Genomic DNA, 24,322 nt, shown 5'->3' on the forward strand with positions numbered 1-24,322 from the left:
GTTCCGGGTTGCTGTTGCGAGTTTGTGAACGGTCGTGGGACCTCAGGCGCCCATCATGTGTACGCCTCCGTCGACGTGGATGATCTCCCCGGTGGTCTGCGGGAAGAAGTCGGACAGCAGGCCGACGACGCCGCGGCCGACCGGCTCCGGGTCCTTGAGGTTCCAGGAGAGGGCGGAGCGCTTCTCCCACACTTCCGCGAGGTCGCCGAAGCCCGGGATGGACTTGGCCGCCATCGACAGGAGCGGGCCGGCCGCGATGAGGTTGCAGCGGATGTTCCGGTCCCCCAGGTCGCGGGCGAGGTAGCGGTTGGTGGATTCCAGGGCGGCCTTGGCCACGCCCATCCAGTCGTAGTGGGGCCAGGTGACGCCGGCGTCGAAGGTAAGGCCGACCACCGAGGCGCCCGGCCGCATGAGGGGCAGACAGGCCGTGACCAGGGCTTTGTAGGAGAACGCCGACACCTGGACGGCGGTGGCCACGTCGTCCCAGTCCGCGGCGAGGAAGTCGAAGACGCTCCTGGGTCCGAACGCGACCGAGTGCACGATGCCGTCGAGGGATGGCGCGTGGTCGCTGATCCGGGCGGCCAGAGCGGCCAGTTGTTCCGGGGACGTCACGTCCAGCTCGATGACCGGGGCGGCCTTGGGCAGTAGCCGAGCGGTGCGTTCCACCAGGGTCATTCGGCCGAATCCCGTGAGGATGACCTCCGCGCCTTCCTCCTGAGCGACCTTGGCCGCGTGAAAGGCGATGGACTGCTCGGTCAGCATGCCGGTGACGAGGATGCGCTTGCCGTCGAGTATGCCGCTCATGATCCCTACCAATCCGCCACCCGGCCGGGCCGGGCGGCTTCGATACGACGTACGGGTGCCCGTTCCAGGGCGGGTTCTGCCGGGCCGGGGTCTCTCAGGCCGCATCACCCCGCGGCAGTGCGGCCACCAAGGGCGGGTCGTGGGGGACTTCCCGCAGCGAAGCGGCTCCTCCGGGAGATCCGAGGGCGGTGAAGAAATCCGCGTTCGCGCTCCGCCACCGCTCCGGCACGTCGTCCTCGTAGAAGATCGCCTCGACCGGGCAGACCGGTTCGCACGCCCCGCAGTCCACGCATTCGTCGGGGTGGATGTACAGGGCGCGCGTGCCCTCGTAGATGCAGTCCACCGGGCATTCCTCGACGCAGGACTTGTCCTTCACGTCGACGCAGGGCTGGCCGACCACGAACGTCATGGAGTTTCCTTTGCGGCTTGTAGGGCGGGCGGGTGCTCGTCAGCGCTCCATGTCCACCGAGGCTCCGGTGGTCCGGTCTCCCAGGAGCAGGACCGTCGCCGCGAGCAGTGCCATGGCCGCGGCGATGACGAGGAAGAGCATGCCGGGGCCGTACGCGTCGAGGACCGGCAGCAGGATGAAGGGCAGCGCGGCGGCGCTGAGCTTCGACAGGGAGTACGCCGCTCCCGAAGCGGTCGCCCGGAAGGCGGTGGGGTACTGCTCCGCCAGGTACACGTGCGAGACGTTGGAGAAGACGTTGCTGCAGAGCGTGTAGCCGAACCCGAACGCGACGACGGGCACCGCGGAGTCCGCGTAGGCGAAGCCCATGCCCGTCGCCACCATGGCCGCGGCGACGATGCCCACCAGGGTCTTGCGCTCGTACCGGTCGATGATGGGGAGCGACAGGGCGGAGCCGATGGGGTAGCCCAGGAAGGAGAGGGCGATGAAGCCGAGACCGGTCACCACGCCGTAGCCCTTGGCCGCCAGGATCTGCGGGGCCAGCGCGCCGAAGCCGTAGTAGCCGAAGACGGAGAGGACGCTGAAGATCCACAGCATGGTCGTGCGGCGACGGTAGCGCTTGGTGAAGATGGTCCGCAGGCGCGGCCGCTGCTCGGCATCGGCGGGTACGCCTTCCCGTGAGGAAACGCCTTCCCGTGCGGGTACGCCTTCCCGTGCGGGTGCGGCCGTCGTCGGGCTCCGGAGCGGGCGCCGGGCGGCCGGGCCCTCGGACTGCGACTCCATCCGCGCGACCAGTAGTTCGGCCTCTTCCAGCCGGCCGTTCGCGGCGAGCCACCGCGGTGACTCGATCAGCCGGCGGCGCAGGATCCAGACCACGGCCGATCCCAGCGAGCCCAGGATGAACAGCCAGCGCCATCCGTCGATGCCCAGCGGGCTCAGTGGTACGAGCCACAGTGCCGCGAACCCGACCGCCGGCACCCCGCAGAAGGCGAGCGTGTAGGCCCACGCCGTGTACCGCCCCCGCTTCGACGCCGGGAGCACGTCCGCGAGGTAGCAGTCGGAGAGGGTCTGCTCGGCTCCGATGCCGATGCCCGCCAGGAACCGTGCCGCGATGAGCCACACCGCGTTGGGCGAGAAGGCCGCAAGCAACGAGAAGCCCGAGTAGAGCGCGAGGTTGATCAGGAACGCCCGGCGCCGACCGTACCGGTCCGCGACCCTGCCGAGCGCCAGCGAGCCGATGAACTGGCCGACGAAGGCGGAGGCCAGGACGAGCTTCAGGGTCGTGCCGTTGAAGGCGAAGTCGTTCTGGAGGACCTTGGAGATCGTGCCGGCGAGGTTGTTCTCGAACGTATCGAACAGCAGGCCGATTCCGACCACCGCGGTGAGCTGACGGTGCGTGGAGGTGATCGGCATGCGGTCCAGCCGCTCGCCGATCGCCGCCGCGGCGGCTCCGTCCCCGCTGCTCCTTGGTGGCGCGGCAGTCTCAAGCATGGGGGGCGACAACTCCTCGTCTGGGCTTTCGCTTCTTCTTCGCCGCGTCATGACAGCGGCAGGTCGGCGACCCGCCCGCCTCGGGGCCGCGGTCGCCGACCGGTCTGTCCGCTGTGGGGTCCGCTGTGGGGTCTGTCGGGAGGTACGTGCTCTGCGGCGCGTGTCAGGCGGCGCGCGCGTCAGGCGGCGCGCCGGCCCAGCGTCTGCTCGACCTCGCCCCGGCGCACGGGTGCGCTCACCTCGTGGAGGAAGCCGGCCACCTCGCGGTACGAGGCCCAGAAGCCCACCTCGTGGTAGGGGACGCCTCGCTCCGCGCAGTACTCGCGGGTCAGCTCCCGGGCGCGGGGCAGGTTCTTCTGCGCCATCGAGGGGAAGAGGTGGTGCTCGACCTGGTAGTTGAGGCCGCCGTACATGAAGTCGATGAGCCGGGAAGGGCGGATGTTGCGCGAGGTGAGCACCTGGCGCTCCAGCCAGTCCAAGGTCTCCTCCTCGCCGTCGCGGATCTCCATGCCCTTGTGGTTCGGGGCGAAGATCATTCCGAAGTAGAGACCCTGGACGAACTGCTGGACCACGATGAAGACGACGGCGAGCAGCGGGGAGAGCACGGTGAAGGCCAGCGTCAGGTAGATCGCCGCACGCAGCAGGATGAGCGAGGCCTCGAGCACCGGGCGCTTGGTCTGGCCCTGGGATATCACCTTGATGGCGGTCTTGCTCATCTTGAGGGATTCGAGGACCAGCAGGACGAAGAACAGGACGCTCTGGTACCGGACGATGAAGCGCTTGACCCCCCGGCGGGTGGCGTACTGCTTGAGGTCGAAGATCGCGGTGCGACGTCCGATGTCGGGGTCCATGTCCAGATGGTTCGGGTTGCTGTGGTGCCGGTTGTGGTGGTTGACCCACCACCCGTAACTCGACCCGTTGATCAGGTTGGCGTGGATGTAGCCCACGGTCGTGGCGACCCGCTTGTCGCGGAACATCGCCTTGTGGCCGGCGTCGTGGAACATGTAGGCGCTCTGCGTCCCGCACAGGCCCATCCACGCGGCCACGACCAGCTGCCACCAGGAGTCGCCGAGCAGGAAGAACGCCGTGAAGCCGGCCGCCAGGAGCAGGGTGTTGAGGGCCAGGCGGCCCGTGTAGTAGCGCGGGTCGAAGTCCAGCAGGCCCTCGGCCTTCACGCGCTTCAAGAGCTCGGAGAACGTTGCGGAGGCTCCTGCGGTCTGGGCAGCCGGAGCCGGAGCCGGAGCCGGAGTCGCGCGGCGGGCGTCGAGCGACTCGACCACGCCGTTCTGGGAAGGGACGTGCGGCGATGACATACGTGCACTCCTTGGGCTGATGCGCCCGGTGGTGAGGCGGTGGCACGGCAGCCGTCCCACGATCAGGAGGCTGCGCAGGGTGAGAGGCAGGAGCCACAAGGTGGCTTCGTGGCCTTGCCCGCACTTGTGCCGTGGCAGTGCGGTGCGTTGCGCCTGGTTCCGAGCTGGCGTGCCACCCAGCCTGGCCTACCGCGCTGATGCGGTTCTGATACCCGGCTGACTGGGGCGCGGCCGGGGCCGGGGTGGGGCAGGGCGGCGCGGGTCAGGCCGCTGCCGCCTCATGGGCGAGGCGGTCGTCCAGGGTCAGCAGGATGGAGTCGGCGTCGCGCGCCAGTGTCTCGTCGTCGGGGCATCCCATGATCCGCATGAGGTGCTCGACCATCGACTGTCGGAGCTGGTCGGTACTGAGAGATGCGTAGGACACGGTCTTCCTTTCGGGGGCGACATGCGGGGAACGTGCTCTAGAAGTGCCTTTGCGGGTGCGCGAACGCTCAGAAGGCGTTGCTGACGCGGAAGATGTGTGCGAACCCGGCAAGCGAGGCCTGGCTCTCGAAGGCGACGTACTCGGGTATGAGGACGTCGGCGGCCCACTTCTGCTTGTAGGCCAGCTGTGTCTGCGCGGGGTAGAGGGCGGAGCCCTCGGCCCACAGGAAGTGCATCAGCCACTGGAACGCCGGACTGTGGCCGACGACCTCGTGGCCCGCGTCCAGACCGGTGAAGGGCGTGAAGCCGAAGTGCAGCCACTCCACCCCCTCGCCTCGGAACACCTCGAGCGCGTGGGCGTTGATCGCCTCCATCAGCCCGGGAGAGCCCTCCGGGATGCGCCGGCTCAGGTCGTGCATCCAGCCGGCGCGCGAGCCGTACACGGGCGAGTAGGAGATGTACGCGACGGGTGCGTCGTCGATGGTCCCGACGAAGAGCCGGCGGTGCGCCTGCATCGTGCCGCCGATCTGGCCCACCAGGAACTCCAGGGGGCGCGCGCCTTCGCCCTTCGCCCCGAGCCAGGCACGGTCGATCCTCTCCAGGCCGTCCTGCCACTGCGACGCCTGGACCTCCTGGATCTTCAGGCCGTTGCGGTGCGCTCGGGAGACCTTGTTGCGCAACTGCATGAACCGGGTGCCCCGCAGGGTGAGCTCCGGTATGCGCACCGCCCAGGAAGCCCCGATCTGATTGACCGTGAAGCCCTGGCGGGCGTAGGCCTCGGCGTCGGCACGCTGGAGCTGTACGCCGACGAGGCTGAGGCCTTCGTCGTGGACGTACGCGGCGAAACGCTCGAGGAGTGCGTCGTACGACGCCTCCTCGGCAAAGGGTCCGCCGAACTGAACGGCGTATCGGCCCGCCCGCCGGTAGGAGATCACCCCGTCGATTTCGGGGACGCTGAATGTTTTGTTGCCCTCGTTCAGCGCGAGAAACGAACTGGGATTGTCGGCCTGGGTGTGCTTCTGGACGGCCCGGAATACCGGGCTGTCCGTTTCAATCACGGACACGTTCGCGCTCCCTCTCGGTGGGACTGGGCCGATGGAATTAGAGCATCGGACCGCTCGGCACCGAAAGGGGGTTCTCGCGGGATGTCGGAGGCACGTCAGCCCCGTGTCAGACCGGTATCAGAGGCGTCTGTCATTGTTGTTCTCAGGAACGGCCCGGTCGACACCGGGCAGGTCTTGGAGAGGTGCCCGGAGTGGTTTATCGGGGACCTGAGTTTCGGCTCGAAGGTCGGGTTCAATGGACCCGCGCAGGTTCGAATCCTGCCCTCTCCGCGAAACCGACCCGCGCAACCGGGTGGTTTTGGAGAGGTGCCCGGAGTGGTTTATCGGGGACCTGAGCTGCGGCTCGAAGGTCGGGTTCTACGGACCCGCGCAGGTTCGAATCCTGCCCTCTCCGCGTGTTGGTCTCCAGGGAGGGCCCCCCGCTCCCTGGTCGTGTGATCCGCCCTGGCAGGCCTGCTCAGCAGGTCCGCCAGGGCGGATCATTTGTGTGGGTGCGCCGGCCCGGGCCCGGCCCGGGGCCAGTAGCCGGGCCGGGGATCCAGTGGCCCGGCCCGGGATTCAGTAGCCCGCCGCTGCCAGGTCCGGGTCGCCGAGTGTCCGGTGGGCCATTTCGAGCACGCTGCGGCTGATCGCCGCGGTGTCGATGGGCGTCCCGTCGGCGATCAGGTCGTCCAGCAGACCGTCGGCGGCGTGGTAGATCATGCGGAACGCCCATTCGGGGCTGGCGCTGCGAAAGGCCCCGGCGACCGCGCCGCGTCTGACGAAGTCGCAGATCAGGTCCACTACGCGGGCGTTGGACTCCTTGCACAGCTCCAGCGCCTTCGCGTTCGCCGATCCGTAGACCAGCCGGTGCAGTTCAGCGTTCTCGATGGCGTGCTCGAGGAGTCTTTGCAGCAGCTCGTCCATGGTGGGCCACCAGGCGTTGCCCCGCGCGAGGATCTCCTCGGTGGTGTCGTAGAACGCGTTGACGTACTCCTCCCAGAGGGCGCCGAGGACGTGGTCCTTGGTCTCGAAGTACATGTAGAAGCTGCCCTTGCCCATGCCCGCGGCGGTCGTGATGTCCGCGATGGTGGCGTCGGCGAATCCGGTCGTGCCGAACACCTCGCGGCCGGCCTTCAGGATGTCGGCCCTGCGCGCCTCGGCGGTCTTGACGACGCGCTTTCGCTTCTTCGGAGTCGCGGTCTGAGCCATCTCTGCAGCCCTCCAGGCTTGTTGTGTATACGCCGAGGCTACATGACTGACCGCCAGTCGCTTGCCGGACCGACCGTCGGTCAGTTAGCGTTTGTCATGCCCCGGCCCCTAGGGCCCCCCGCTGCCCATCGTGCGGCGGGCCTCCCTCCGCACCCCGCATGAACGTGAGGACGGCATGACAAGTACGACACCGGACGCCACTCGAGGCAAAGGTCTCCTGCTGACCTTCATCTGCATCGGCATCTTCATGGTGTACCTCGACTCCACGATCGTGAACGTGGCGCTGCCCGAGATCCAGCAGGACCTTTCGGCGGACATGACCCAGCTCCAGTGGGTCATCAACGCCTACGCGCTCGTCGTTGCCTGCCTCCTGCTCACGGCGGGCACGCTCGGCGACATCTTCGGACGCAAGCGCATCTTCCTCGGCGGCCTGGTCGGGTTCCTCGCCGCGTCCGTGCTGTGCGCGATCGCGCCGAACTACGAGTTCCTGCTGGTCGCCCGCGTGCTCCAGGGTGCCGCGGGGTCCATCATGATCCCGGTCTCGCTGGCCCTCGTCTCCACCACCTACCCCGCGCCCGCCGCACGGGCCCGTGCCATCGGCATCTGGGCCGGCATCGGCGGACTCGCCCTCGCGGCGGGGCCGGTGCTCGGCGGCGTACTGGTGGACGCGTTCGGCTGGCAGTCGATCTTCTGGGTCAACCTGCCCTTCGGACTGGTCGCCCTGGCCGTCCTCGCCGGCAAGCTGGCCGAGAGCAAGGCGCCCACCCGCCGCCGCGCCGACGTCCTCGGGCAGATCCTGTTCATCGTGGCCATGGCCAGCCTCGTCTACGGCCTGATCGAGGCCAGCGCCCGGGGCTGGAGCGACTCGCTCATCCTCGGTTCCTTCGGTGTCGCGCTCGTCGCCCTGGCCGCGTTCGTCGCCTGGGAGCTGCGCCGACCGGACCCCATGCTGCCGATGAACCTGTTCCGCAGCCCCGTCCTCGTCGTCGCGGGCGCGGTCAACTTCCTCGGCCTGTTCGGCCTGTACGGCAGCATCTTCCTGCTGACCTTCTACCTCCAGCAGGTCAACGGCCTGTCGACCACCGCGGCCGGCGTCCGGTTCCTGGCCCTCAACGTGTCGATCATGGTGTTCTCGTACATCGCCAGTGTGGTCGCCGCCAAGTTCGGCCCGAAACTCCCGATCCTCATCGGCTCGGTGGCCAGCGCGGTCGGCCTCTTCGAGCTCGCCCAGTTGGAGCCCGGCAGCGGATTCGGCTCCTACTGGTGGGCGATGGCGCTGCTCGGTGCGGGTGTCTCCCTCGTGGGAGCACCGGCGACCGTCGCGCTGCTCTCCTCGGTCCGCCCGGAGCAGGCCGGTACCGCGTCGGGTGTCTCCAACACCTTCCGCCAGGTCGGCAGCGTGTTCGGCGTGGCCCTGACCGGCACCCTGCTGATCCAGCACCTGCGTGACGCGGTCCCGGACGCGCTGAAGGGCGTGGATCTGGATCCGGCAGCGCGCAGCGAGGCGGTGGACGTCCTGTCCTCGGGCGACCTGAGCGTCATCGCCGGGCTGCCGGCCGGGGCCCGGGGCCCGGTGCGGGACGCGGTGGCCCCCATCTTCACGGACGGACTGCAGATCGGCTTCACCGCGGCTGCCCTCGGCACCATCGTCGGAGGCCTGCTGGCGCTCGTGATCCTGCCCGGCCGCAAGAAGATGGCCGCGGCCAGGGCCGCGGCCGCCGCGGCGGCCGCCCCCGCGCCGTCGGCCGATGCCCCCCGCGCCGCCTCGGGCGCCACCTCAGTGTGACCGCGGCAGTCAACGCAACCCAGCGAGTTCCCGCGCTCCCCCGGACGCGCGCTCGCGGCACCCACACCTCTCACCGGAGCCCCCGTGGACACCAAAGAACTCTTTCGCGCCTACCAGGAACTGCTCGCCGCGGCTGAGGGCATTACCGACGACTCGCTTCTCGCCGAATCCGATCGCGCGCAAGTCGATTGGACACTGGCCCACATCGCGTTGAGCGATCGGGCTCTGGCCGGCGCGGGACGTGCGGTTCTCGCCAGTCGGGAAGCCCGCCTGGACAACGCCCAGGCCATGTCGAAGTCCGAGATCGGCCGGATCATCTGTTCGACGACCCATGGGGAGCGAGCGGAGATGGTGCGCCGCAACGCGATGGAGCTGGTCGACCTGCTGGACCTCAGTCCTGACGAGGCGGCGGGAGCGACCGTACGGGCCTGTCTCGTCAACCGTGAGGGAGCCGTGGTCTTCGACGACGACCTGAAATGGGGCGATCTGATCCGGATGCGCGCCGAGGAGCACATCCCCGGGCACACGGCGGCTCTGCGTTCCTGGGCGCGCGCGCAGATCCGCGGGTAGACACCTGGAGACCCCTATCGGCTGCCGGCTTCCGGGCCGGCGCCCGGCCGTCCCCCACGGCCGGGCTTTGCCGTGCACGGTTCGGAAAATTCCTCGGACTGGAGCCCGGATTATGTGAGATGAAATACTTTCAGTATGAATGTGCATGTGACAGGATCGGTATACGTCAATTGGCTGTGGTGCCACTTACGCAACGGCAGCACTGTCGAAAATTAGCCATCCGACGGCTACGGGGGAAGCGTATGCATAGGTCGTTTTCGGCCATCCGTGTGATTGGTGACCGCGGCCAGTTTCGCGCCTCCACGCCAACCAGTCTCCATACGAGACCACGTCCGTATTCATTTCCACCGAATACATGGCAAGGGAGCACGATGTGCTGAGTTTTTCGATTCTCGGGGCTTTAGAGGTACACACCGGAGCGGGTCAGATCGAGATCCCCGGAGATCTGCAGCGCACCCTCGTCCAGGTTCTGTTGGTCAGCGAGGGCCAGGCCGTCTCCGGCGAGACGCTCATCGACGAGATGTGGGGGGAATCGGCCCCCGACAACCGGGTCAACGCCCTGCAGGCACACGTCAGCCGGCTGCGGCGCCGTCTGAAATCCATGGAGCCCGAGCGCTCCGCATCGCGTCTGACCATGCACCCGTCCGGCTACCGGCTGGCAGTGGACGAGGAGGAGCTCGACGCCGCCCAGTTCCTGCGCAAGGTCCGCCGTGCCGAGGCGGTCGTCTCCGCCCGTCCCGCCGAGGCGGCCGGCCTGCTGCGCTCCGCGCTGTCCATGTGGCGCGGTCCCGTCTTCGGATCCCTGCCCGGCGGGTCGGTGTGCCGGCTCACCAGCGCCCTGTACGAAGAACACCGGCTGCGTGCCCGAGAGCTGCTGTTCGACGCCGAGCTCAGTGCCGGGCACCACGCGAACATCCTCGCCGAGCTCTACGACGCCCACATCAGCAATCCCCTGCGCGAGCGGTTCTGCGAACAGCTCATGATCGCCCTGTACCGTTCCGGCCGCCAGGCCGACGCACTGGACACCTACCGGCGCATGTGGCAGCGCCTTTCCGAGGAGATCGGCGTGCTGCCCTCTCCCTCACTGCGCAGCGTGGAGCACGCCATCTTGTCCCACGATCCCTCTCTCACCCTGATCAGCGCCGCCGCCATGCTCCAGCCCGCGTGACGAGCCCCTCGCCGTGACGCCGCCGTCCGTACGCCCGTAGGCGGGTACGGGGTCGGGCCCATCCGCCGCTGCAACCGGCGGATGGGCCCGACGCGTCGCCTCGCCTCAGGCGGTGCGCCCTCCGGGCAGGATCGTCCGGAAGCCGGTGTAGGGGACGAGGGCGTCCGGCAGGACCACGCTGCCGTCGGGCCGCGCGCCCTGTTCGAGGAGGGCCGCGACCGTGCGGCCGATCGGCAGGGCGGACCCGTTGAGCGTCGCGGCGGGAACGTTGCGTCCGGTCCCGGAGCGGTGGCGGATGCCCGCCCGGCGGGCCTGGAAGGCGCCGCAGTCCGAGACGGAGGAGATCTCCCGGAAGGCCCCGCTGCCGGGCAGCCACACCTCGAGGTCGTGGGTCATCCGTGCGGAGAAGCCCATGTCGCCCGCGGGGAGCAGCACCACGCGGTAGGACAGTTCGAGCTTCTGCAGGCACTTCTCGACGTGTCCGACCATCAGGTCGAACTGGCTCGGGGCGTCCTCCAGCGCGCAGACGCGCACCAGTTCCACCTTCTCGAACTGGTGCAGCCGCAGCAGACCGCGGGTGTCGCGGCCGTAGGAGCCGGCCTCGGAACGGAAGCACGGGGTGTGGGCGGTGAAGGCGAGCGGCAGCTCGGCGGAGGTGAGCACCTCGCCGGCTACGAGGTTCGTCAGGGGTACTTCGGCGGTGGGGATGAGGAAGAGCTCGCGGTCGCCGACCCGCGTGGCGAAGAGGTCCTCCTCGAACTTCGGCAGCTGACCGGTGCCCGTCATGGTCTCGCGGTTGACGAGGAAGGGGACGGCGTACTCGGTGTAGCCGTGCTCCTCGGTGTGCAGGTCGAGCAGGAAGGCGGCGAGCGCACGCTCCAGGCGGGCTCCCGGCCCGCGGCTGACGTGGAACCGGGCGCCCGACAGACGTGTGGAGCGCGCGGCGTCGAAGAGTCCGAGGCGCTCGCCGATGTCGGCGTGGTGGGGCACGTCGCCCTCGGCGGCGACGATGGGGGGCCCGCCCCGGCGGATCTCCACGGCCTCCTTCTCGGACTGGCCGTCCGGTACGCGGTCCAGCGGCAGGTTGGGGATCGTCTGCAGCCACTGGCTCAGCTCGGTGCCCGCCGCCCGCGCCTCGGTCTCGGCGTCCTGCACGCGATCGCGCAGGGCGCGTGCCGCCGCGCGTTCCTCCTCGCTCGGGGCGCCCGTACGGGCACCCTTCCCCGCGCGCGACGCGGCCTTCAGCTGCGCTCGCAGCCGGCTCACCTGTTCTTCGGCGGCCGTCCGCCTGCGGGCGGCGGCCTCCAAGGCGTCGAGGTCGAGGGGGTGGTTGCGCCGTGCCAGTTGCCGTACGGCCTCGGGTCCGAGCGCGATGAGCTCGCGTGCGTCGTGCACGGCACTCTCCTTGGTTTCCAGGGGTACGGGGAGGGGCAGCCGACCCGGCGTCGGATCGGCTGCCCCGGACGGCGTCGGCGGTCAGGCGGCGGCGATGGCCAGAACGGCGTTCTGCCCGCCGAAGCCGCAGGAGTTGCTCAGCGCCAGTTCGATGGGCACGGCCATCTCGGTCTCGGCGACCTTGATGTCCATGCGGGGGTCCAGCGTGGTCAGGTTGGCGGTGGGCGGTACGAGCCCTTGCTCCACCGACAGGACCGTGAGGACGGCCTCCACGGCCCCCGCGGCTCCCAGGAGGTGCCCCGTCACGCCCTTGGTGGAGGTGACCAGCGGGTCGCCCGTCAGGGTCCGCTTCAGCATGGCGGCCTCGGCCAGGTCGTTCAGGGGCGTCGACGTGCCGTGCGCGTTGACGTGCTGCACGTCTCCCCGTCCGGCGCCCGCGTCACGCAGGGCGGCGCGTACGGCCGACTCGATCCCGGCGCCCGTCGGATGGGGCGACGTCATGTGGTGGGCGTCGGCGGACGCCCCGTAGCCCACGACGCGCGCCCGGACCCGGGCACCGCGGGCGCGGGCGTCCGCGAGCCTTTCGAGGACCAGGACGCCGGCGCCCTCACCGGCGACGAACCCGTCCCTGTCCGCGTCGAAGGGACGCGAAGCGCAGGAGGGGTCGTCCTCGCGCTGGGACAGGGCGCCCATCTGCGCGAAGCCCGCCATCGCCAGCGGCGTGATCAGGGCCTCGCTGCCGCCGGTCAGGACCACGTCGCAGCGGTCGAGGGCCAGGAGGTCGCGTGCGACGCCCACCGCCGTCGTGCCGGACGCGCACGCCGTGGCCACCACGAGGTTGGGGCCGGTCGCCCCGAACTCGATGGCCGCCTGGCCGGCGAGCATGTTGGGCAGCTGCATGGGCAGCAGGAGGGGTGAGACCCGGCCGGCGCCCTGCTCGAGGAGCACCCGGTGCTGGGCTTCCACCGTGGTGGGCCCCCCGTCACCGTTGCCCAGCACCACACCGACCCGGGCGCCGTCCCAGGTCTTCGGATCCAGCCCCGCGTCGGCCAGCGCCTCGCGGGCGGCGACCAGCGCGAACTGTACGAACGGGTCCAGGCGCAGGGCGCGCCTGGCTCCCAGCAGGGCATCGGCATCGAACCCGGGAACGCGGCACGAGATCTTGACCGGGTTCGACTCCAGCACGGGGTCGAAGGCGGCTGTGGAGCGCCCTGAGCGGACCGTCGCCCAGCTCGGCCCGACCCCGATGCCGGCGGGGGTGACGAGGCCGAGACCGGTGACGGCAACATCGATGCCTGCCATCAGATCTTCGCGCCCCGCTGCTCCATGAGCGCCACCATGTCGCCGACGGTGGGCGCTTCCAGCAGCTCGTCGTCGCTGATGGTGAGGCCCAGCTCGGATTCGAGCATGAGGGACAGCTCCACGACGGCCAGGGAGTCGAGTTCGATCTCCTCCCGGGTGGCTTCGGGCGTGATGAGCTCGGGCGAGACCTTCAGCTTGTCGACGAGGAGGTTCTTGAACTGCTCGAACATGGTTCTTCCTTCGGTCGTGCGCGGGCTCGCGCGTGGATTTCGCTGCGTCGTACGGGGCCGCGGTCCGGCGGCGGGTTTCTCAGAACGGAGTGAGCTCGGGCCAGTGCAGGGCTGTCGCGCCCCAGGCCAAGCCGCCGCCGAACGCGGTGAGCAGGACCTTGTGCCCGGCGGCCAGACGGCCGTCCTGTGCCGCCTGGGACAGCAGCAACGGGATCGAGGCGCCGCCGGTGTTGCCCACGTGCTCGATGTTGGACAGCCGGCGCTCGCCCGGGATCTCCAGCCGGTCCGAGACCGCCGTGAGGATGCGGGCGTTGGCCTGGTGCGCGGCGAACCGGTCGACGTCGGCCATGGTCCATCCGCGGCGCTGAACCGCCTCCAGGGAGGCCGCGGTCATCCGTTCGACCGCGTGGCGGTAGGTGTCGCGTCCCCGCATCCGGAAGTAGTGGTCCTCCAGGGGGGCGCTCCGGCCCGAGGAGCGTTGCCGCGAGCCGCCGGCCGGCACGTGGATGAGGTCGCCGAGACTGCCGTCGCTGCCCAGGATCAGGGGCCCTATCGCGCCGGGTTCGTCCGGGCGTCCGGCGCGCAGTACGACGGCGCCCGCCCCGTCCGCGAAGATCACGGCGGTGGTGCGGTCGTCGGGGTCGATGATGGTGGTGAAGGCATCGGCGGCCACCAGCAGCACCCGGTCCGCGATGCCCGCCGCGATCAGTCCGGAGGCGGAGGCCAGGCCGTAGAGGAAGCCGGTGCACACGGCCGCCACGTCGAAGGCCGGCACACCGGTCAGACCGAGGCGGGCGGCCACGGCCGGTGCGGTGGCGGGGCAGGAGTGGTCCGGTGTCGTGGTGGCGAGCACCACCGCGTCGACGTCGGCGCTGCCCGCGGACTTCAGGGCCCGCTGCCCGGCCTCGACGGCCAGGTCGGAGGTGGCGGTGCCGGCGGAGACCACGTGGCGCGTGGCGATTCCGGTGCGGCTGCGGATCCACTCGTCCGTGGTGTCGAGCCGGCGGGTCAGGTCCTGGTTGGTCACCACGTCCGGCGGCACGTACGACCCGATGCCCGCGATGACCGCCGTGCGCCCCGCGGGTGCCCACCGGGTGGCGGTGGTCATCCCGTGCTCTCCTGGCCGCCGGCCAGGACGTCGACGGGCAGGCCCATGTAGGCCATGCGGGCCTCGGCCATCTCGTCGGTCCACTGCTCGGCCATGTCGTAGCGCTGCTCGGGGGTGGTGTCCAGCATGCGCACGCCGGGCCACAGTTCGTAGTCGCCGATCAGGTCGGCGTGCTCCCGCATGCCCTTCTGGAACATCTCCTCGCGGGGCAGGACGTACTCGCGGTCGGGGAGTTCGTCCCAGAGCCGGACGCCCGCCCGCAGGATCTCCAGCAGCCTCGGCTCGTACTCGGGGTGCTTGACGACGTGGTCGCGCAGGATCGTGCTGGCCACGGTCAGGTGCCGGATCTCGTCGATGGCGGTGCCGCGGGAGATCTCACCGGTGGCGGGCGACAGCGGGGTCCACTTGCGCTCGCTCAGCTCGGCCGCGGGGGCCAGTACGCCTTCGATGACGATGGCGAACACGGCGACCCCGCCGATGAAGTCCGACTGTCCGGTCACGATCTCGTCGGTGAACTCCTTCACCGGCTCCAGGACGCGGCGCCGGTAGTCGGCGGCCATCTCGTCCACATCCCGCAGCAGGCTGCCGGCGGGGTGGCCGAGCTCGACGAGGTGGTTGCGGAACACCCGGGCGTGACGGGCCTCGTCGATGAGCTGGGTCGCGTAGAACTCCATCTCCGGTATGCCCGGGGCGATGGTGACGTAGCGGCCGAGGATGCGGGTGGCCATCTCCTCGGACAGGGCGCGGAAGCCGAACTCCAGGGTGAGGGCGTCCCTCAGCGGGCCGGGCTCCTTGAGGAAGTCGGGAACGACGGCGTCGGCGTGGTGTCCGGTGTCGCCGCGGTCCCGCAGGGTCCCCTGGGCCACGGAGGTGAACCAATAGGAGAGGTCGCAATCGTCGGGGCCGAGGGTGAGTTCTTTCGCTCCGTCGAGCAGACCGGGTGCCTTGTCCCAGTCGGCTTCGGGCGCCACGGACTCGGTCATGCCGTGGTCTCCTTCCTGGTTTGACTGCCCGGCCCGGGGTCCCGGACAGGGGTGGGCGGGCCGCTGAACAGCCCGCCGGCGTAACTGAGGAGGGGGGCGCCCTCACCGACGGCGGCGTGCGTCACGTGGCCGATCAGTACCTCGTGGTCGCCCAGCGCGCTCGATCCGTAGAGCCGGCAGGTGTAGTGGGCCAGCGCGCCTTCGAGGAGGGGCGCGTGGGCGTACGGGTCGGGCTCCCATCCCAGTCCGGCGAACTGCTCCGCCCCGCCGGGGCGCGAGCTGTCGGCGAAGTACCGGGCCAGATCGGCCTGCGCCCCGGTGAGGACGTTGACCGCGTAGCGGCCCGCCGCCGCGGCCAGTTCGGCGAACTGCGACCCGCTCCTGAGGCAGGTGCCGAGCAGCAGCGGCTCCCGGGACACGGTGGTCACCGTGCTCACGGTGGTCCCGTGCAGGACGCCTCCGTGGCTGACGGTCAGCACCGCCACCGGGGCGGTGAGGTGGTACAGGGCCCTGCGCCGGCGCAGGCGTCCGTCGGGACTGCGGTGCCCGGCCGACAGTCCGGTGCGCGGGCGGAGCGCGGTGCTCATCGCGTCGCCTCCTGACGGACGCGCTCGCTTGGGACGGAGGTCCGCGCGGCGGGGACGTGCCCGACGGGCGCGGGGTCCGAGACGTGGCCCACGGGCTTGGGGTGCTTGATGCCGAGGTCGTCCAGGAGGCTCAGGTAGCCGGGCTGGCGCACGGGCTCGAAGGGCAGGGCGAAGGACTTCATGAAGTTGCCGAACAGGCCCCGGTCACCGAAGAGGTGGAAGGGAATCACCAGCAGCGCCCACTCCGGCCCGATCAGCCAGCACCACAGGGCCGCGACCGCCGCCTGGGTGATGAGGCTGTGCATCACGTTGTAGAGCACGTAGTACGTCTTGGATATCGGGCGGCCGCCGCTCCGCCGGAAGGCGATGGCGCCGGGGATGTACCCGATCAGATCGATGTAGAAGAACAGCAGGACGGCCGGCACCCATCGGATGTCGCCCAGGTGGGCGATGATCAGACCGGTGGTGACGGCCAGGCCGACGAGGTACTCGGCCCGGTGGAGCGAGTAGGTGCGCGGGGTCTCGAACGGGTTGGCCTGATCCACGGTTCAGCTCCTGTCGGGGCAGCGGGTCACGCCGCGACGTTCTCTGGGCGGGCGTCGCTGAGGTTGGCGTCGCCGAGCAGCGTGGAGCCGGGGAACAGGCCGGTCACGGCCCAGGCCACGCTCTCCTTGATGACGCGCTCGGCGATGGGGTCGAGGATCCCCTCGAGGCTGGGGATGCCGAAGTCGAAGTCGGCCTCGAAGTCGACGGTGACGTCCGCGCCGTCCTGGCGCAGCGTCCACACGCCGACGAAGCTGTCGAAGTCGCCGTCGGTCTGCTCGAAGCGGGCCGTCAGGTCCTGGACGGAGAACTCGTCCTTCTCGGTCCAGCGCAGCAGACCGCTGCGGAAGTGCAGTTCCCAGCTGGAGCTGCACTCGGCGGCCGGCAGCGTGCCGTGCACGGTGGTGGTGTGCACGTGGGGTGCCAGGTCGGGGTACTTCTCCCACTTGATGACCGAGTCGAAGACGGTCCGGGCGTCCTGGGAGGGAACCAGGACCTTCAGCTCTACGTGTCGCACGGTCAGTTACCGCCTTCCGGCATCGTGGCCGCGCCCCGTATGAGGTCACGGGTGGCCTTGTCGAAGGAATCGAGGAGAAACTGCACTTCGGTGTCGGTCAGGGTGGCCGGCGGCGTGAAGCGCACCACCGCACTGCCGTTCATCGAGTGGTTGGCGACGATGCCGTGGTTGAACAGCTCGATCAGCAGCTCGCCGGCGAGCCCGGCCTCGACCAGCTCGACGCCGATCAGCAGACCGCGGCCGCGTACCTCCACCAGCTGGTCGGGGATGTTGCGGCGGGCGATCTCGGTGAGCTTGGGCAGCAGGGTGCCGCCGAGGTCGACGGCCTTGGTGACGAGCCGCTCTTCCTTGATCGTCTCGATGGACGCCTGGACGGCGGCCATGAGCAGCGGCTGCCCCGAGAACGTCGCGGTGTGCAGGAAGGGGTCCTTGTCGAAGGGACGGAACGCCTTGCGGGTGGCGACCGCGGCGGAGACCGGCAGTACGCCGCCGCCCAGGGCCTTGCCCGTCAGCATGACGTCGGGGACGACGCCTTCGATGTCCGCGCCCCACCACTCGCCGAGCCGGCCGAGGCCGGACTGGATCTCGTCGAGGATGAGGAAGCCCTCGTACTCGCGGACCAGTTCCTCGACGCGCTTGAGGTAGCCCTTCGGCGGGATGATCACGCCGCCCTCGCCCTGGACGGGTTCGAGGATGACGCAGACCTCGCCGGGGTGGGCCGCGAGCTCGGCCTCCAGCGCGTCCGCGTCGCCGAACGGCAGGTGGAGGAAGTCGGGTACGAGCGGCCGGAAGGGCTGCTGGTAGACGTCCTTGGCGGTGGCGGACAGCGCGCCGAGGGTCTTGCCGTGGTAGCCGCCGCGCATGGAGACGGTCCGCTTGAAGCCGTTGGCGCGGGCGAGCTTGAGACCGGTTTCCACGGCCTCGGACCCCGACAGGGCGAAGTGCACGCGGTCCAGGCCCTCGGGCATGACCGATACGAGTGCCTCGGCGGCGCGGGCGGCGGTCGGCTCGAGGAGGATGCGGGTCGCGGCGGGGTGGGTGTGCAGCTGGCGCTGGACGGCCTCCACGACCCGGGGGTGGCGGGCTCCCATGATGAAGACCCCGTAGCCGCCCGCGTTGAGGAAGCGCTCGCCGTCGCTGGTGGTCAGCCAGGCTCCGGAGGACTCCACCTCCATGTGGCTGCCGAAGAGCTCGGCGAGCGTCGCCCGGCCTTTGCTGAGGTGTGCCCGGTAGAGGCGGAGGATCTCTTCCTCCGTGCTCGGCGCGGCGGCACCGGGCCGGGCTTCCTGGATCACGGTCACGAGTGGTCACTCCCAAGTGGTGCGGGGCTGGAGCAGGAATCGCGGGGGCCGGCGGCGGCCGGGGCGAGGACGCGGCGGCGCGCCTCAGGCCAGCTCAAGGGACCCGCCGGCGAAGTAGCGCAGGAGCGGTTCGGCCGCGGCGGGCCTGGCCGGCGGGTGGAAGGCCAGGGGGCGCACCGAAGCGGCGAGGGTGGCGTTCGGGGATCCCTTGATGAAGTCCATGCCGCCGAGGAGCTCCAGCGCCCGGTTGGCGTTGGCGACCAGGGCGTCCTGGACGGTGTAGCGGGCGATCAGGGCGCCGGCCACCGCCTCTTCGCCTTCGACTCCGCTCTCTACGGCGCGCGCGGCGCCTTCGAGCAGGGCGACGGCCGCCTCGTGGGCGAGCGCGAGGGCCGCGCGTTCGGTGGGGTTGCCCCGCTCGTGCGTGACCGCCTCTTCTACGAGGGCGGCGGTGGCTCCCGTGTATCCGGCGGAGATGAGCAGGACGAACCAGATGAACCCGGCCGTCTGCAGGTCGTCCAGCCTGGTCGGGTCGTCGGCGGAGGTCCGTACCACCAGTTCGTCCGGTACGAACACGTCCTCCAGGCGGACCTCGTCGCTCTCGGCCCCGGCCAGCAGGCCGGTGCCCCAGAAGGGGTGGACGCTCAGGCCGGCCGAGTCCGCCGGCACGATGGCGAGGGCGAGCTCGGGGGTGCCGTCGGCGCCGGGTACGGAGATGCTGGCCGTCAGCAGGTCCATCGAGGACGAGAGGCTGCAGGGCTTCTTGGAGCCCCGCAGGCGGTATCCGCCCTCGGTGGGCACCGCGGCCACGGTCGGGGCCAGGATGTTCTGCTGGGTGCGTCCCTCGGCCCAGCCGGAGGCCATGAGCTTCTGCTCGGGCACGATCCGGTGCAGGAGGTCCACTTGGGCGAGCGTCAGCCTGTCCTGCCGGTCGGCCAGTGCGTAGAGCATGGCGGCGGTGAAGTGGTGCATGGTCGTGGCGGCGGCCAGCGACGGTGCCACCGCGCCCAGGGCTTCCTGCACGCGGACGGCCTCCAGGGGGGACGCCCCGTTGCCGCCGAACTCGGTGGGGATGAGCAGTCCGACGCCGCCGTGGGCGCGGAAGAGGTCGATGGCGGCGCTGCCGGGCTTCTCCCGTTCGTCGAAGGGGATCTCCTCCAGGGCTTTGAGGAGCCCCGGGTGGTAGTGCTCGCAGACGGCGCGGGCTCGGTCGAGGGAGCGCACGGGTACCTCCGGTGGGAGAGGGGATTCGGGGGCAGGGCGCTCAGGCGCCGAAGACCGCCTCGTAGGGGCTGACGTCGCGGGCGATGCTCACGCCCTGCAGGTGGGAGGTCTTGAGCATCGGGTAGTTGGCCTCGCCGAAGGCTCCGCCGGTCAGGCCGGTGCCGCCGTGCGTGGGCAGGTAGGGGACGCACCCCATGTGGGAGTCGTTGATCTTCAGCAGTCCGCCGTTGGTGACCTGGCGGACGAAGGTGTCGATGACGTCCTCGGACCGGGCCCACAGCGAGTTGCGCAGTCCGTAGGGGTTCGAATTGGTGAAGTCGACGAACCGGGCCAGGAGCTCCTGGTCGGCGGCGGGTTCGGCGACGATGACGGGGATCAGCGGGAAGAACGTTTCCTCGCGGACGATGTCGAAGTCGCGGGCGCGGGCCAGGCCGTCGACCCGTACGACGGTGGGCTGCAGGAACACACCGGTGTCCGAGGGGGTGCCGTCGACCTCCATGCGGCGCCCGCCGGTGACGAGCGATCCGCCCTGGTCCAGGGCCTGGTTGAGGAGGCGGAAGAACCGCTCGCTGCGCCGGACCGGCGAGAGCAGGACGTCCTCCTCCTCCGGATAGCCGGGCCGTATCCGCTTGACCTGCTCCTTGAGCTCGGCCAGCAGCTCGTCGGCGACCGCGGGGTGCACCAGCACGCCGTTGGGGACCATGCAGATCTGGCCCGAGCCGTAGAAGGCCTCGGTGATGGCCTCGACGGCCTTGGGGATGTCCGCGTCGGACCAGACGACGACGCTGTCGTTGCCGGCCAGCTCGAGGATGGCCTTCTTGCCCTTCGCGACGCACTGCTGCTCGAAGCGCAGGCCCTCCTGGCTGCCCCCGATGTAGAAGATGTCGTCGATCAGGGGGCTGTCGATCCAGCGGTCCAGCGTCTGCTTGGGGTTGGCGCACAGGGCGTTGAGCGTGCCGGGCGGGGCGTCCAGCTCCTCGAGGATCGGGGCGACCACGTCCCGCATCAGCCACATGGTGCTGAGGGCGATGCTGCGCGGGGCGCGCATGACGACGGCGTTGCCGGACATCAGGCACAGCACTCCGAGGGCCGCGCTGGGGAGCGGGGCGTTCTGCGGGGGGTTGAAGGCGACGACACCGTCGGGCTGGCGGCGCACGATCAGCCGGCGGTCCCCGTGCCGGAACTCGGTGTGCATCTGCTCCTGGTACCAGCCGAGGCTCTCCTCGCTGAATATCTGGAGCAGGGAGCTGTGTTCCCAGCGGGCGAGCTTGGCGGGGTGGGCCTCCGCGATCAGCATCTCGATGAACTCGTCCCGGCGCCGTTCGAGCTCCTCGCGGAAGCGGTGGCCCAGGCGCATGCGGCGTTCCAGCGGGAAGGCGGCCCAGCCGGGGGCGGCGGCCGCGGCGGCCTCGCTCGCCAGGTCCAGGGCGTCGTCGCCGGCGATCGCACAGCGTCCCACGACGTAGGGGTGCTGGGCCGCGTCCGATTCGGCGTCCTGCTCCAGGGTCCGCTTGAGCGTCACGCTGGTGAACACGTCCTCCAGGAGGGATCTGCCGCTCACCGTGTAGACCCATCCGTCGCCTTCGATGTCCTTGCCGGCGACGTAGAGCTTGTAGCTGCGCAGGGGTGCCTGGCGTTCTTCTGCCGCGGGGCCAGAAGAGGCAGAACGTACGGAGGACTTCTCCTCTGTTGTTCCGTCCGAGAGCATGGTTGGCCTTTCCGGATGGGTCCCAGTGCTGACCGGCACGTGACAACGGGGCGCCGGGGTTCGGTTCGATCGTTGCAGTTGGCCCTGACCCGGTTCTGACACCGAGCTGATGCTGTCGCCGCCGGATTGACCGACCGTCGGTCATATGGTTACGGTCGAAGGGAGAAGAAGATCACCCGTCGGCCCCCGGCCTGACTCCCCTTCCGCTCCCGCCCACGTGTGAGGACGACATGCCCAACGACCCCCAGGCGCCGGCCACGACCGCACCGCATGCGGCCCGCCCCCGAAAAGCCCTCATCGTCGCCAACCCGACGGCCGGCACCATGCACCCCGGGGCGCTGGCGGAAGTCACCGACCTGTGCCGAGAACGCCTCGAACGGGTCGACATCCACATCACGACCCACCGGGGAGACGCCCGCGACGTCGTGAGCGAGGCGGTTGGGCAACCGCGGGGGGCAGCCCCGGACCTGGTCATCGCGATCGGCGGCGACGGCACCGTGGGCGAAGTCATCGCGGGCATGGCCGGCGGCCGTCAGCCCGCCACCTCCGCGCTCGCCATCGTCCCGGCGGGTACGGGCAACTCCGGCTACCGGATGCTCTGGGGCGACCTCCCCTGGCAGGACGCCCTCCGCGCCGCACTCACCGGACCCTCCGCCGGCACGCGGGAGCGCCGCATCGACCTCGCGCTCCTCGTCGAGACCGGCGCCCTGGTCTTCCTCGGCGCGTGCAGCGGCGTCATCGCGCAGGCCCTGGAGACCGCCCGGGGCATACCCCTGACCGGGCCCGCCCGCTACGAACGCGCCCTGGCCGAGACCGCGCGGACGTTCACCGGCTACCCGGGCCGCGTCACCGTCGACGGCGCGGTCGTGCACGAGGGCGGCACCGTCTTCGCCAACGTCGGCGGCGGACGGATCCGCGGCGGCCAGTACCTCGTCCTGCCCTGGTCGGTACCCGACGACGGGCTCCTCGACGTCTGCGTCCTCGGATCCGACGTGCACCCCACCGAGGTGGCGGAACTGACCCTGACCGGCGCGCACCTGGACCGCCCGGGCGTCGTGTACGCCCGGGGCCGCACCATCCGCGTCGAACGTCTGGACGGCCGGCCCCTGTGCTTCGAGCACGACGGAGAGCTCCAGCCCGCCTCCGGACCGGCGATGACCTTACGGGTCCTGCCCGCGATGATCCCCGTATGGGGCGCGCCGGTCACCGAGCCGGCAGCCGCCGCGTGATCGCCCGGGGCGCCGCGCACGGCACACCGGCTCCCGAGGTCACGGCGGCCTCCCCCACCCGTCGGGCAGCCGGTCCGGGGCGCCCCGCCGCGCTGGCCGAACTCGCGCGATGGGCCGCCGGACTCCGCCCCCAGGACGTGCCCGAGCGGCTGCTCTCACTCGCTGCCAGCCAGCTCCTCTCCCAGCTCGCCTCCATCCGGGCGGGCGCCGAACAGCCCCTGGGCCGGCGCATGGTCCAGGCGTTCGGCCCCCCGTTCCAGGACGACCCGCGCACCTCGGCGTGCGTCCTGGCCGGCCTCGGGTCCTGGCTCAACCTCGACGACACCGCCTACGCCGGGCACCTGTCCAACTCCACCGTCGCCGTCCCCCTCGCGTACGCGCACCACCGCGGCCTGGACGGCGCCGCCCTCCTCACCGCGATCGTCGCGGCCAACGAGTGCGCCGCCCGCGTCACCGCCGCGGCGACCCTGGGCCCCCTGCGCGGACAGAGCGCCCTGCACACGCACCTCGTCGGAGCCACCGCCGGCCGGCTGCACTGCGAGGGCGCCGACGCCGATACGTGGACCAACGCCCTCGGCCTGGCCCTCGCCATGCCCCCGTGGCCCCTCATGCGGGCCTTCCTGGCCAGCGACGCCCGCCTGTTCAACGCCTTCTCCCCCGTGCGCACCGCCATGGACGCCTGCGACGCGGCGACCGCCGGCTTCCAGGGGCCTGCCGACCTGCTCGAACACCCCGACGGCTTCCTCGCGCGCTTCGCCACCGTGCCCCTCGTCAGCGCCGTCACCGACGGCCTGGGCGAGCGCTGGCACACCGACACCCTGTCGTTCAAGATGCACCCGGGCGGACCCGGCGTCGACGCGGCCATCGACTGCGCGCTCGACCTGCACCGCGAGCTCGCGATCGGCCGCCCCGACAACGCCACCGACACCGCCGGGATCGACGAGATCGTCGTCGAGACCTCCCTCTACACGCTCGCCGCCCAACGCACCGCGGAGCGCTACGTCGACGGCCCCGGAGCCCCCCTCGGCGCGCTCGTCCTGCACACCCCGTACACCGTCGCGACCGCCCTCCTGACGGGCGACCTGACCGTCGCCGACTTCACCGCGCCCCGCCGCGACGAGGAGTCGCGCTGGCGGACCGCCCGACGCGTCCGGCTCGTCCACGACCCCGCCATGACCCGGGCCCTGCTCACCTCGGAGGCGCCGTTCGGAGAGGCGGTCCGTCAGGCCGGCTCCGACGCCGAGGACTGGCTCCACGGTTTCGGCGGGCCGGAGCTGGTCGAACTGGCCGCCGCCGTACAACGCCCCGAGGGCCCGGCCGGCTTCACGCGCGCGTCGAAGCTCACCGGGGCCCGTGTGAGCGTCCGCCTCTCCGACGGCCGCACCGCGACCAGGGAGCGCATGATCCCCCTCGGCGCCGCGGGTCCTCACACCCGTCAGCACCACGCCCGCCTGATGCGGCAGAAGTTCACCGGCCTGGGCGGGCCGCACCACGTGGCGGAGGCCGTCGCGGAGGTCGGCGGGATGTCCCCCGCCGCCCTTCGAACCTGGACCGAGGCAGCCCTGAGCTGACCGTCAGCCACGACCGTCAGCCACGACCGAGAGCCGGCCCGATGACCACCCACAGCACCCCGCGCCGCGGACCAGGCGGCAACGGCACGAGGAGTACCCCGGACCGGCGCGCCGAGATCCTGGAGGCCAGCCTCTCCATCTTCGACGCCATCGGATTCGGCGAGGCCACCGTCGCGGACATCACCAGGACGGCCGGCATCGCCAAAGGCACCTTCTACTTGTACTTCGACTCCAAGGACCACGTGCTCGGCGCCCTCTGGGAGCAGTCCGTCGACTCCCTCATCACCCGCGCCGAGGCCGTCCTCGACGACGGCGAGCAGTGGTGGCGCACCCTCGACCGCCTGCTCACCGAGGTCATCGAACACGCCCTGGAGAACGCCGGGCTCCGCCGCATCGTCTACCGGTCGG

Annotated in this window: 23 protein-coding genes, 2 tRNA genes and 1 pseudogene; 8 read left to right on the top strand and 18 right to left on the bottom strand. The window is 70.6% G+C overall.

The window, feature by feature from the left end:
* Window positions 1–42 precede the first annotated feature (42 nt).
* The 6 genes from fabI to J7F03_RS23535 form a co-directional block, all read right to left on the bottom strand.
* Window positions 43–804: an enoyl-ACP reductase FabI gene (fabI, locus tag J7F03_RS23510; protein ID WP_214952578.1), complete on the bottom strand. Its 762-nt coding sequence runs from the start codon at window positions 802–804 to the stop codon at window positions 43–45.
* 94 nt (window positions 805–898) lie between these two features.
* The gene (fdxA, locus tag J7F03_RS23515; RefSeq protein WP_214952580.1) at window positions 899–1,213 is read right to left on the bottom strand and encodes a ferredoxin; all 315 of its coding nucleotides are present in this window, start codon (window positions 1,211–1,213) and stop codon (window positions 899–901) included.
* Window positions 1,214–1,252: 39 nt separating this feature from the next.
* Entirely contained in the window at window positions 1,253–2,701 is a 1,449-nt protein-coding gene (locus tag J7F03_RS23520; RefSeq protein ID WP_214952583.1) for an MFS transporter, read from the bottom strand.
* Window positions 2,702–2,880: 179 nt separating this feature from the next.
* Window positions 2,881–4,014 carry an acyl-CoA desaturase gene (locus J7F03_RS23525; RefSeq protein WP_214952585.1) on the bottom strand — a complete coding sequence of 378 codons (1,134 nt, stop codon included), beginning with the start codon at window positions 4,012–4,014 and terminating at the stop codon, window positions 2,881–2,883.
* 262 nt (window positions 4,015–4,276) lie between these two features.
* On the bottom strand, window positions 4,277–4,438 hold the full coding sequence (locus tag J7F03_RS23530; RefSeq protein ID WP_214952648.1) for a hypothetical protein: 162 nt from the start codon (window positions 4,436–4,438) through the stop codon (window positions 4,277–4,279).
* 67 nt (window positions 4,439–4,505) lie between these two features.
* The gene (locus J7F03_RS23535) at window positions 4,506–5,501 is read right to left on the bottom strand and encodes a DUF2156 domain-containing protein (protein ID WP_214952587.1); all 996 of its coding nucleotides are present in this window, start codon (window positions 5,499–5,501) and stop codon (window positions 4,506–4,508) included.
* A 176-nt stretch (window positions 5,502–5,677) separates the two neighbouring features.
* Here J7F03_RS23535 and J7F03_RS23540 point away from each other — a divergent pair.
* Window positions 5,678–5,771, top strand: a tRNA-OTHER gene (locus J7F03_RS23540).
* Between the two features lie 30 nt (window positions 5,772–5,801).
* Window positions 5,802–5,895, top strand: a tRNA-OTHER gene (locus J7F03_RS23545).
* Window positions 5,896–6,059: 164 nt separating this feature from the next.
* Here J7F03_RS23545 and J7F03_RS23550 read toward each other — a convergent pair.
* The gene (locus J7F03_RS23550; protein ID WP_214952589.1) at window positions 6,060–6,692 is read right to left on the bottom strand and encodes a TetR/AcrR family transcriptional regulator; all 633 of its coding nucleotides are present in this window, start codon (window positions 6,690–6,692) and stop codon (window positions 6,060–6,062) included.
* Window positions 6,693–6,867: 175 nt separating this feature from the next.
* Between J7F03_RS23550 and J7F03_RS23555 the strand changes: the two genes are divergently transcribed.
* From J7F03_RS23555 to J7F03_RS23565, 3 genes are all read left to right on the top strand, one after another.
* Window positions 6,868–8,478: a DHA2 family efflux MFS transporter permease subunit gene (locus J7F03_RS23555; protein ID WP_214952591.1), complete on the top strand. Its 1,611-nt coding sequence runs from the start codon at window positions 6,868–6,870 to the stop codon at window positions 8,476–8,478.
* A gap of 84 nt (window positions 8,479–8,562) precedes the next feature.
* The gene (locus tag J7F03_RS23560) at window positions 8,563–9,048 is read left to right on the top strand and encodes a hypothetical protein (protein ID WP_214952593.1); all 486 of its coding nucleotides are present in this window, start codon (window positions 8,563–8,565) and stop codon (window positions 9,046–9,048) included.
* Between the two features lie 373 nt (window positions 9,049–9,421).
* Entirely contained in the window at window positions 9,422–10,216 is a 795-nt protein-coding gene (locus J7F03_RS23565) for an AfsR/SARP family transcriptional regulator (RefSeq protein WP_214952595.1), read from the top strand.
* Between the two features lie 105 nt (window positions 10,217–10,321).
* Here the strand turns inward: J7F03_RS23565 and serS are convergent, their stop codons facing one another.
* From serS to J7F03_RS23620, 11 genes are all read right to left on the bottom strand, one after another.
* Window positions 10,322–11,611, bottom strand: coding sequence for a serine--tRNA ligase (gene serS, locus J7F03_RS23570; RefSeq protein ID WP_214952598.1), 1,290 nt, complete (start codon window positions 11,609–11,611; stop codon window positions 10,322–10,324).
* Between the two features lie 81 nt (window positions 11,612–11,692).
* Entirely contained in the window at window positions 11,693–12,913 is a 1,221-nt protein-coding gene (locus tag J7F03_RS23575; protein ID WP_214952600.1) for a beta-ketoacyl synthase, read from the bottom strand.
* Complete coding sequence (locus J7F03_RS23580) at window positions 12,913–13,143, bottom strand: acyl carrier protein (RefSeq protein WP_214952602.1); 231 nt, start codon at window positions 13,141–13,143, stop codon at window positions 12,913–12,915. Before J7F03_RS23580 ends, J7F03_RS23575 begins: the two co-directional genes overlap by 1 nt.
* 79 nt (window positions 13,144–13,222) lie before the next feature.
* Window positions 13,223–14,251, bottom strand: coding sequence for a beta-ketoacyl-ACP synthase III (locus J7F03_RS23585; RefSeq protein WP_214952604.1), 1,029 nt, complete (start codon window positions 14,249–14,251; stop codon window positions 13,223–13,225).
* Window positions 14,248–15,234 carry a VlmB-like protein gene (locus J7F03_RS23590; RefSeq protein ID WP_214952606.1) on the bottom strand — a complete coding sequence of 329 codons (987 nt, stop codon included), beginning with the start codon at window positions 15,232–15,234 and terminating at the stop codon, window positions 14,248–14,250. The genes J7F03_RS23585 and J7F03_RS23590 overlap by 4 nt, the downstream gene beginning before the upstream one ends.
* Window positions 15,231–15,821: a flavin reductase family protein gene (locus tag J7F03_RS23595; protein ID WP_214952608.1), complete on the bottom strand. Its 591-nt coding sequence runs from the start codon at window positions 15,819–15,821 to the stop codon at window positions 15,231–15,233. The genes J7F03_RS23590 and J7F03_RS23595 overlap by 4 nt, the downstream gene beginning before the upstream one ends.
* On the bottom strand, window positions 15,818–16,366 hold the full coding sequence (locus J7F03_RS23600) for a hypothetical protein (protein WP_214952610.1): 549 nt from the start codon (window positions 16,364–16,366) through the stop codon (window positions 15,818–15,820). The genes J7F03_RS23595 and J7F03_RS23600 overlap by 4 nt, the downstream gene beginning before the upstream one ends.
* A gap of 26 nt (window positions 16,367–16,392) precedes the next feature.
* Window positions 16,393–16,881 carry a type II toxin-antitoxin system RatA family toxin gene (locus J7F03_RS23605; RefSeq protein WP_214952612.1) on the bottom strand — a complete coding sequence of 163 codons (489 nt, stop codon included), beginning with the start codon at window positions 16,879–16,881 and terminating at the stop codon, window positions 16,393–16,395.
* Between the two features lie 2 nt (window positions 16,882–16,883).
* Entirely contained in the window at window positions 16,884–18,182 is a 1,299-nt protein-coding gene (locus tag J7F03_RS23610; protein ID WP_214952614.1) for an aspartate aminotransferase family protein, read from the bottom strand.
* A gap of 84 nt (window positions 18,183–18,266) precedes the next feature.
* Entirely contained in the window at window positions 18,267–19,406 is a 1,140-nt protein-coding gene (locus tag J7F03_RS23615) for an acyl-CoA dehydrogenase family protein (protein ID WP_214952616.1), read from the bottom strand.
* Window positions 19,407–19,446: 40 nt separating this feature from the next.
* Window positions 19,447–21,114: an aldehyde dehydrogenase gene (locus tag J7F03_RS23620; RefSeq protein WP_214952618.1), complete on the bottom strand. Its 1,668-nt coding sequence runs from the start codon at window positions 21,112–21,114 to the stop codon at window positions 19,447–19,449.
* A 230-nt stretch (window positions 21,115–21,344) separates the two neighbouring features.
* Between J7F03_RS23620 and J7F03_RS23625 the strand changes: the two genes are divergently transcribed.
* From J7F03_RS23625 to J7F03_RS41225, 3 genes and pseudogenes are all read left to right on the top strand, one after another.
* Entirely contained in the window at window positions 21,345–22,343 is a 999-nt protein-coding gene (locus J7F03_RS23625; protein WP_214952620.1) for a diacylglycerol kinase family protein, read from the top strand.
* Window positions 22,304–23,914 (top strand): MmgE/PrpD family protein, encoded by a 1,611-nt coding sequence (locus tag J7F03_RS23630; RefSeq protein WP_214952622.1) that lies wholly within the window; start codon window positions 22,304–22,306, stop codon window positions 23,912–23,914. Before J7F03_RS23625 ends, J7F03_RS23630 begins: the two co-directional genes overlap by 40 nt.
* Before the next feature lie 41 nt (window positions 23,915–23,955).
* Window positions 23,956–24,159: pseudogene (locus J7F03_RS41225) on the top strand (TetR/AcrR family transcriptional regulator); the annotation flags it as partial.
* Window positions 24,160–24,322: the final 163 nt, after the last annotated feature.

Source organism: Streptomyces sp. ISL-43, from assembly GCF_018614195.1.
Lineage (GTDB): Bacteria > Actinomycetota > Actinomycetes > Streptomycetales > Streptomycetaceae > Streptomyces.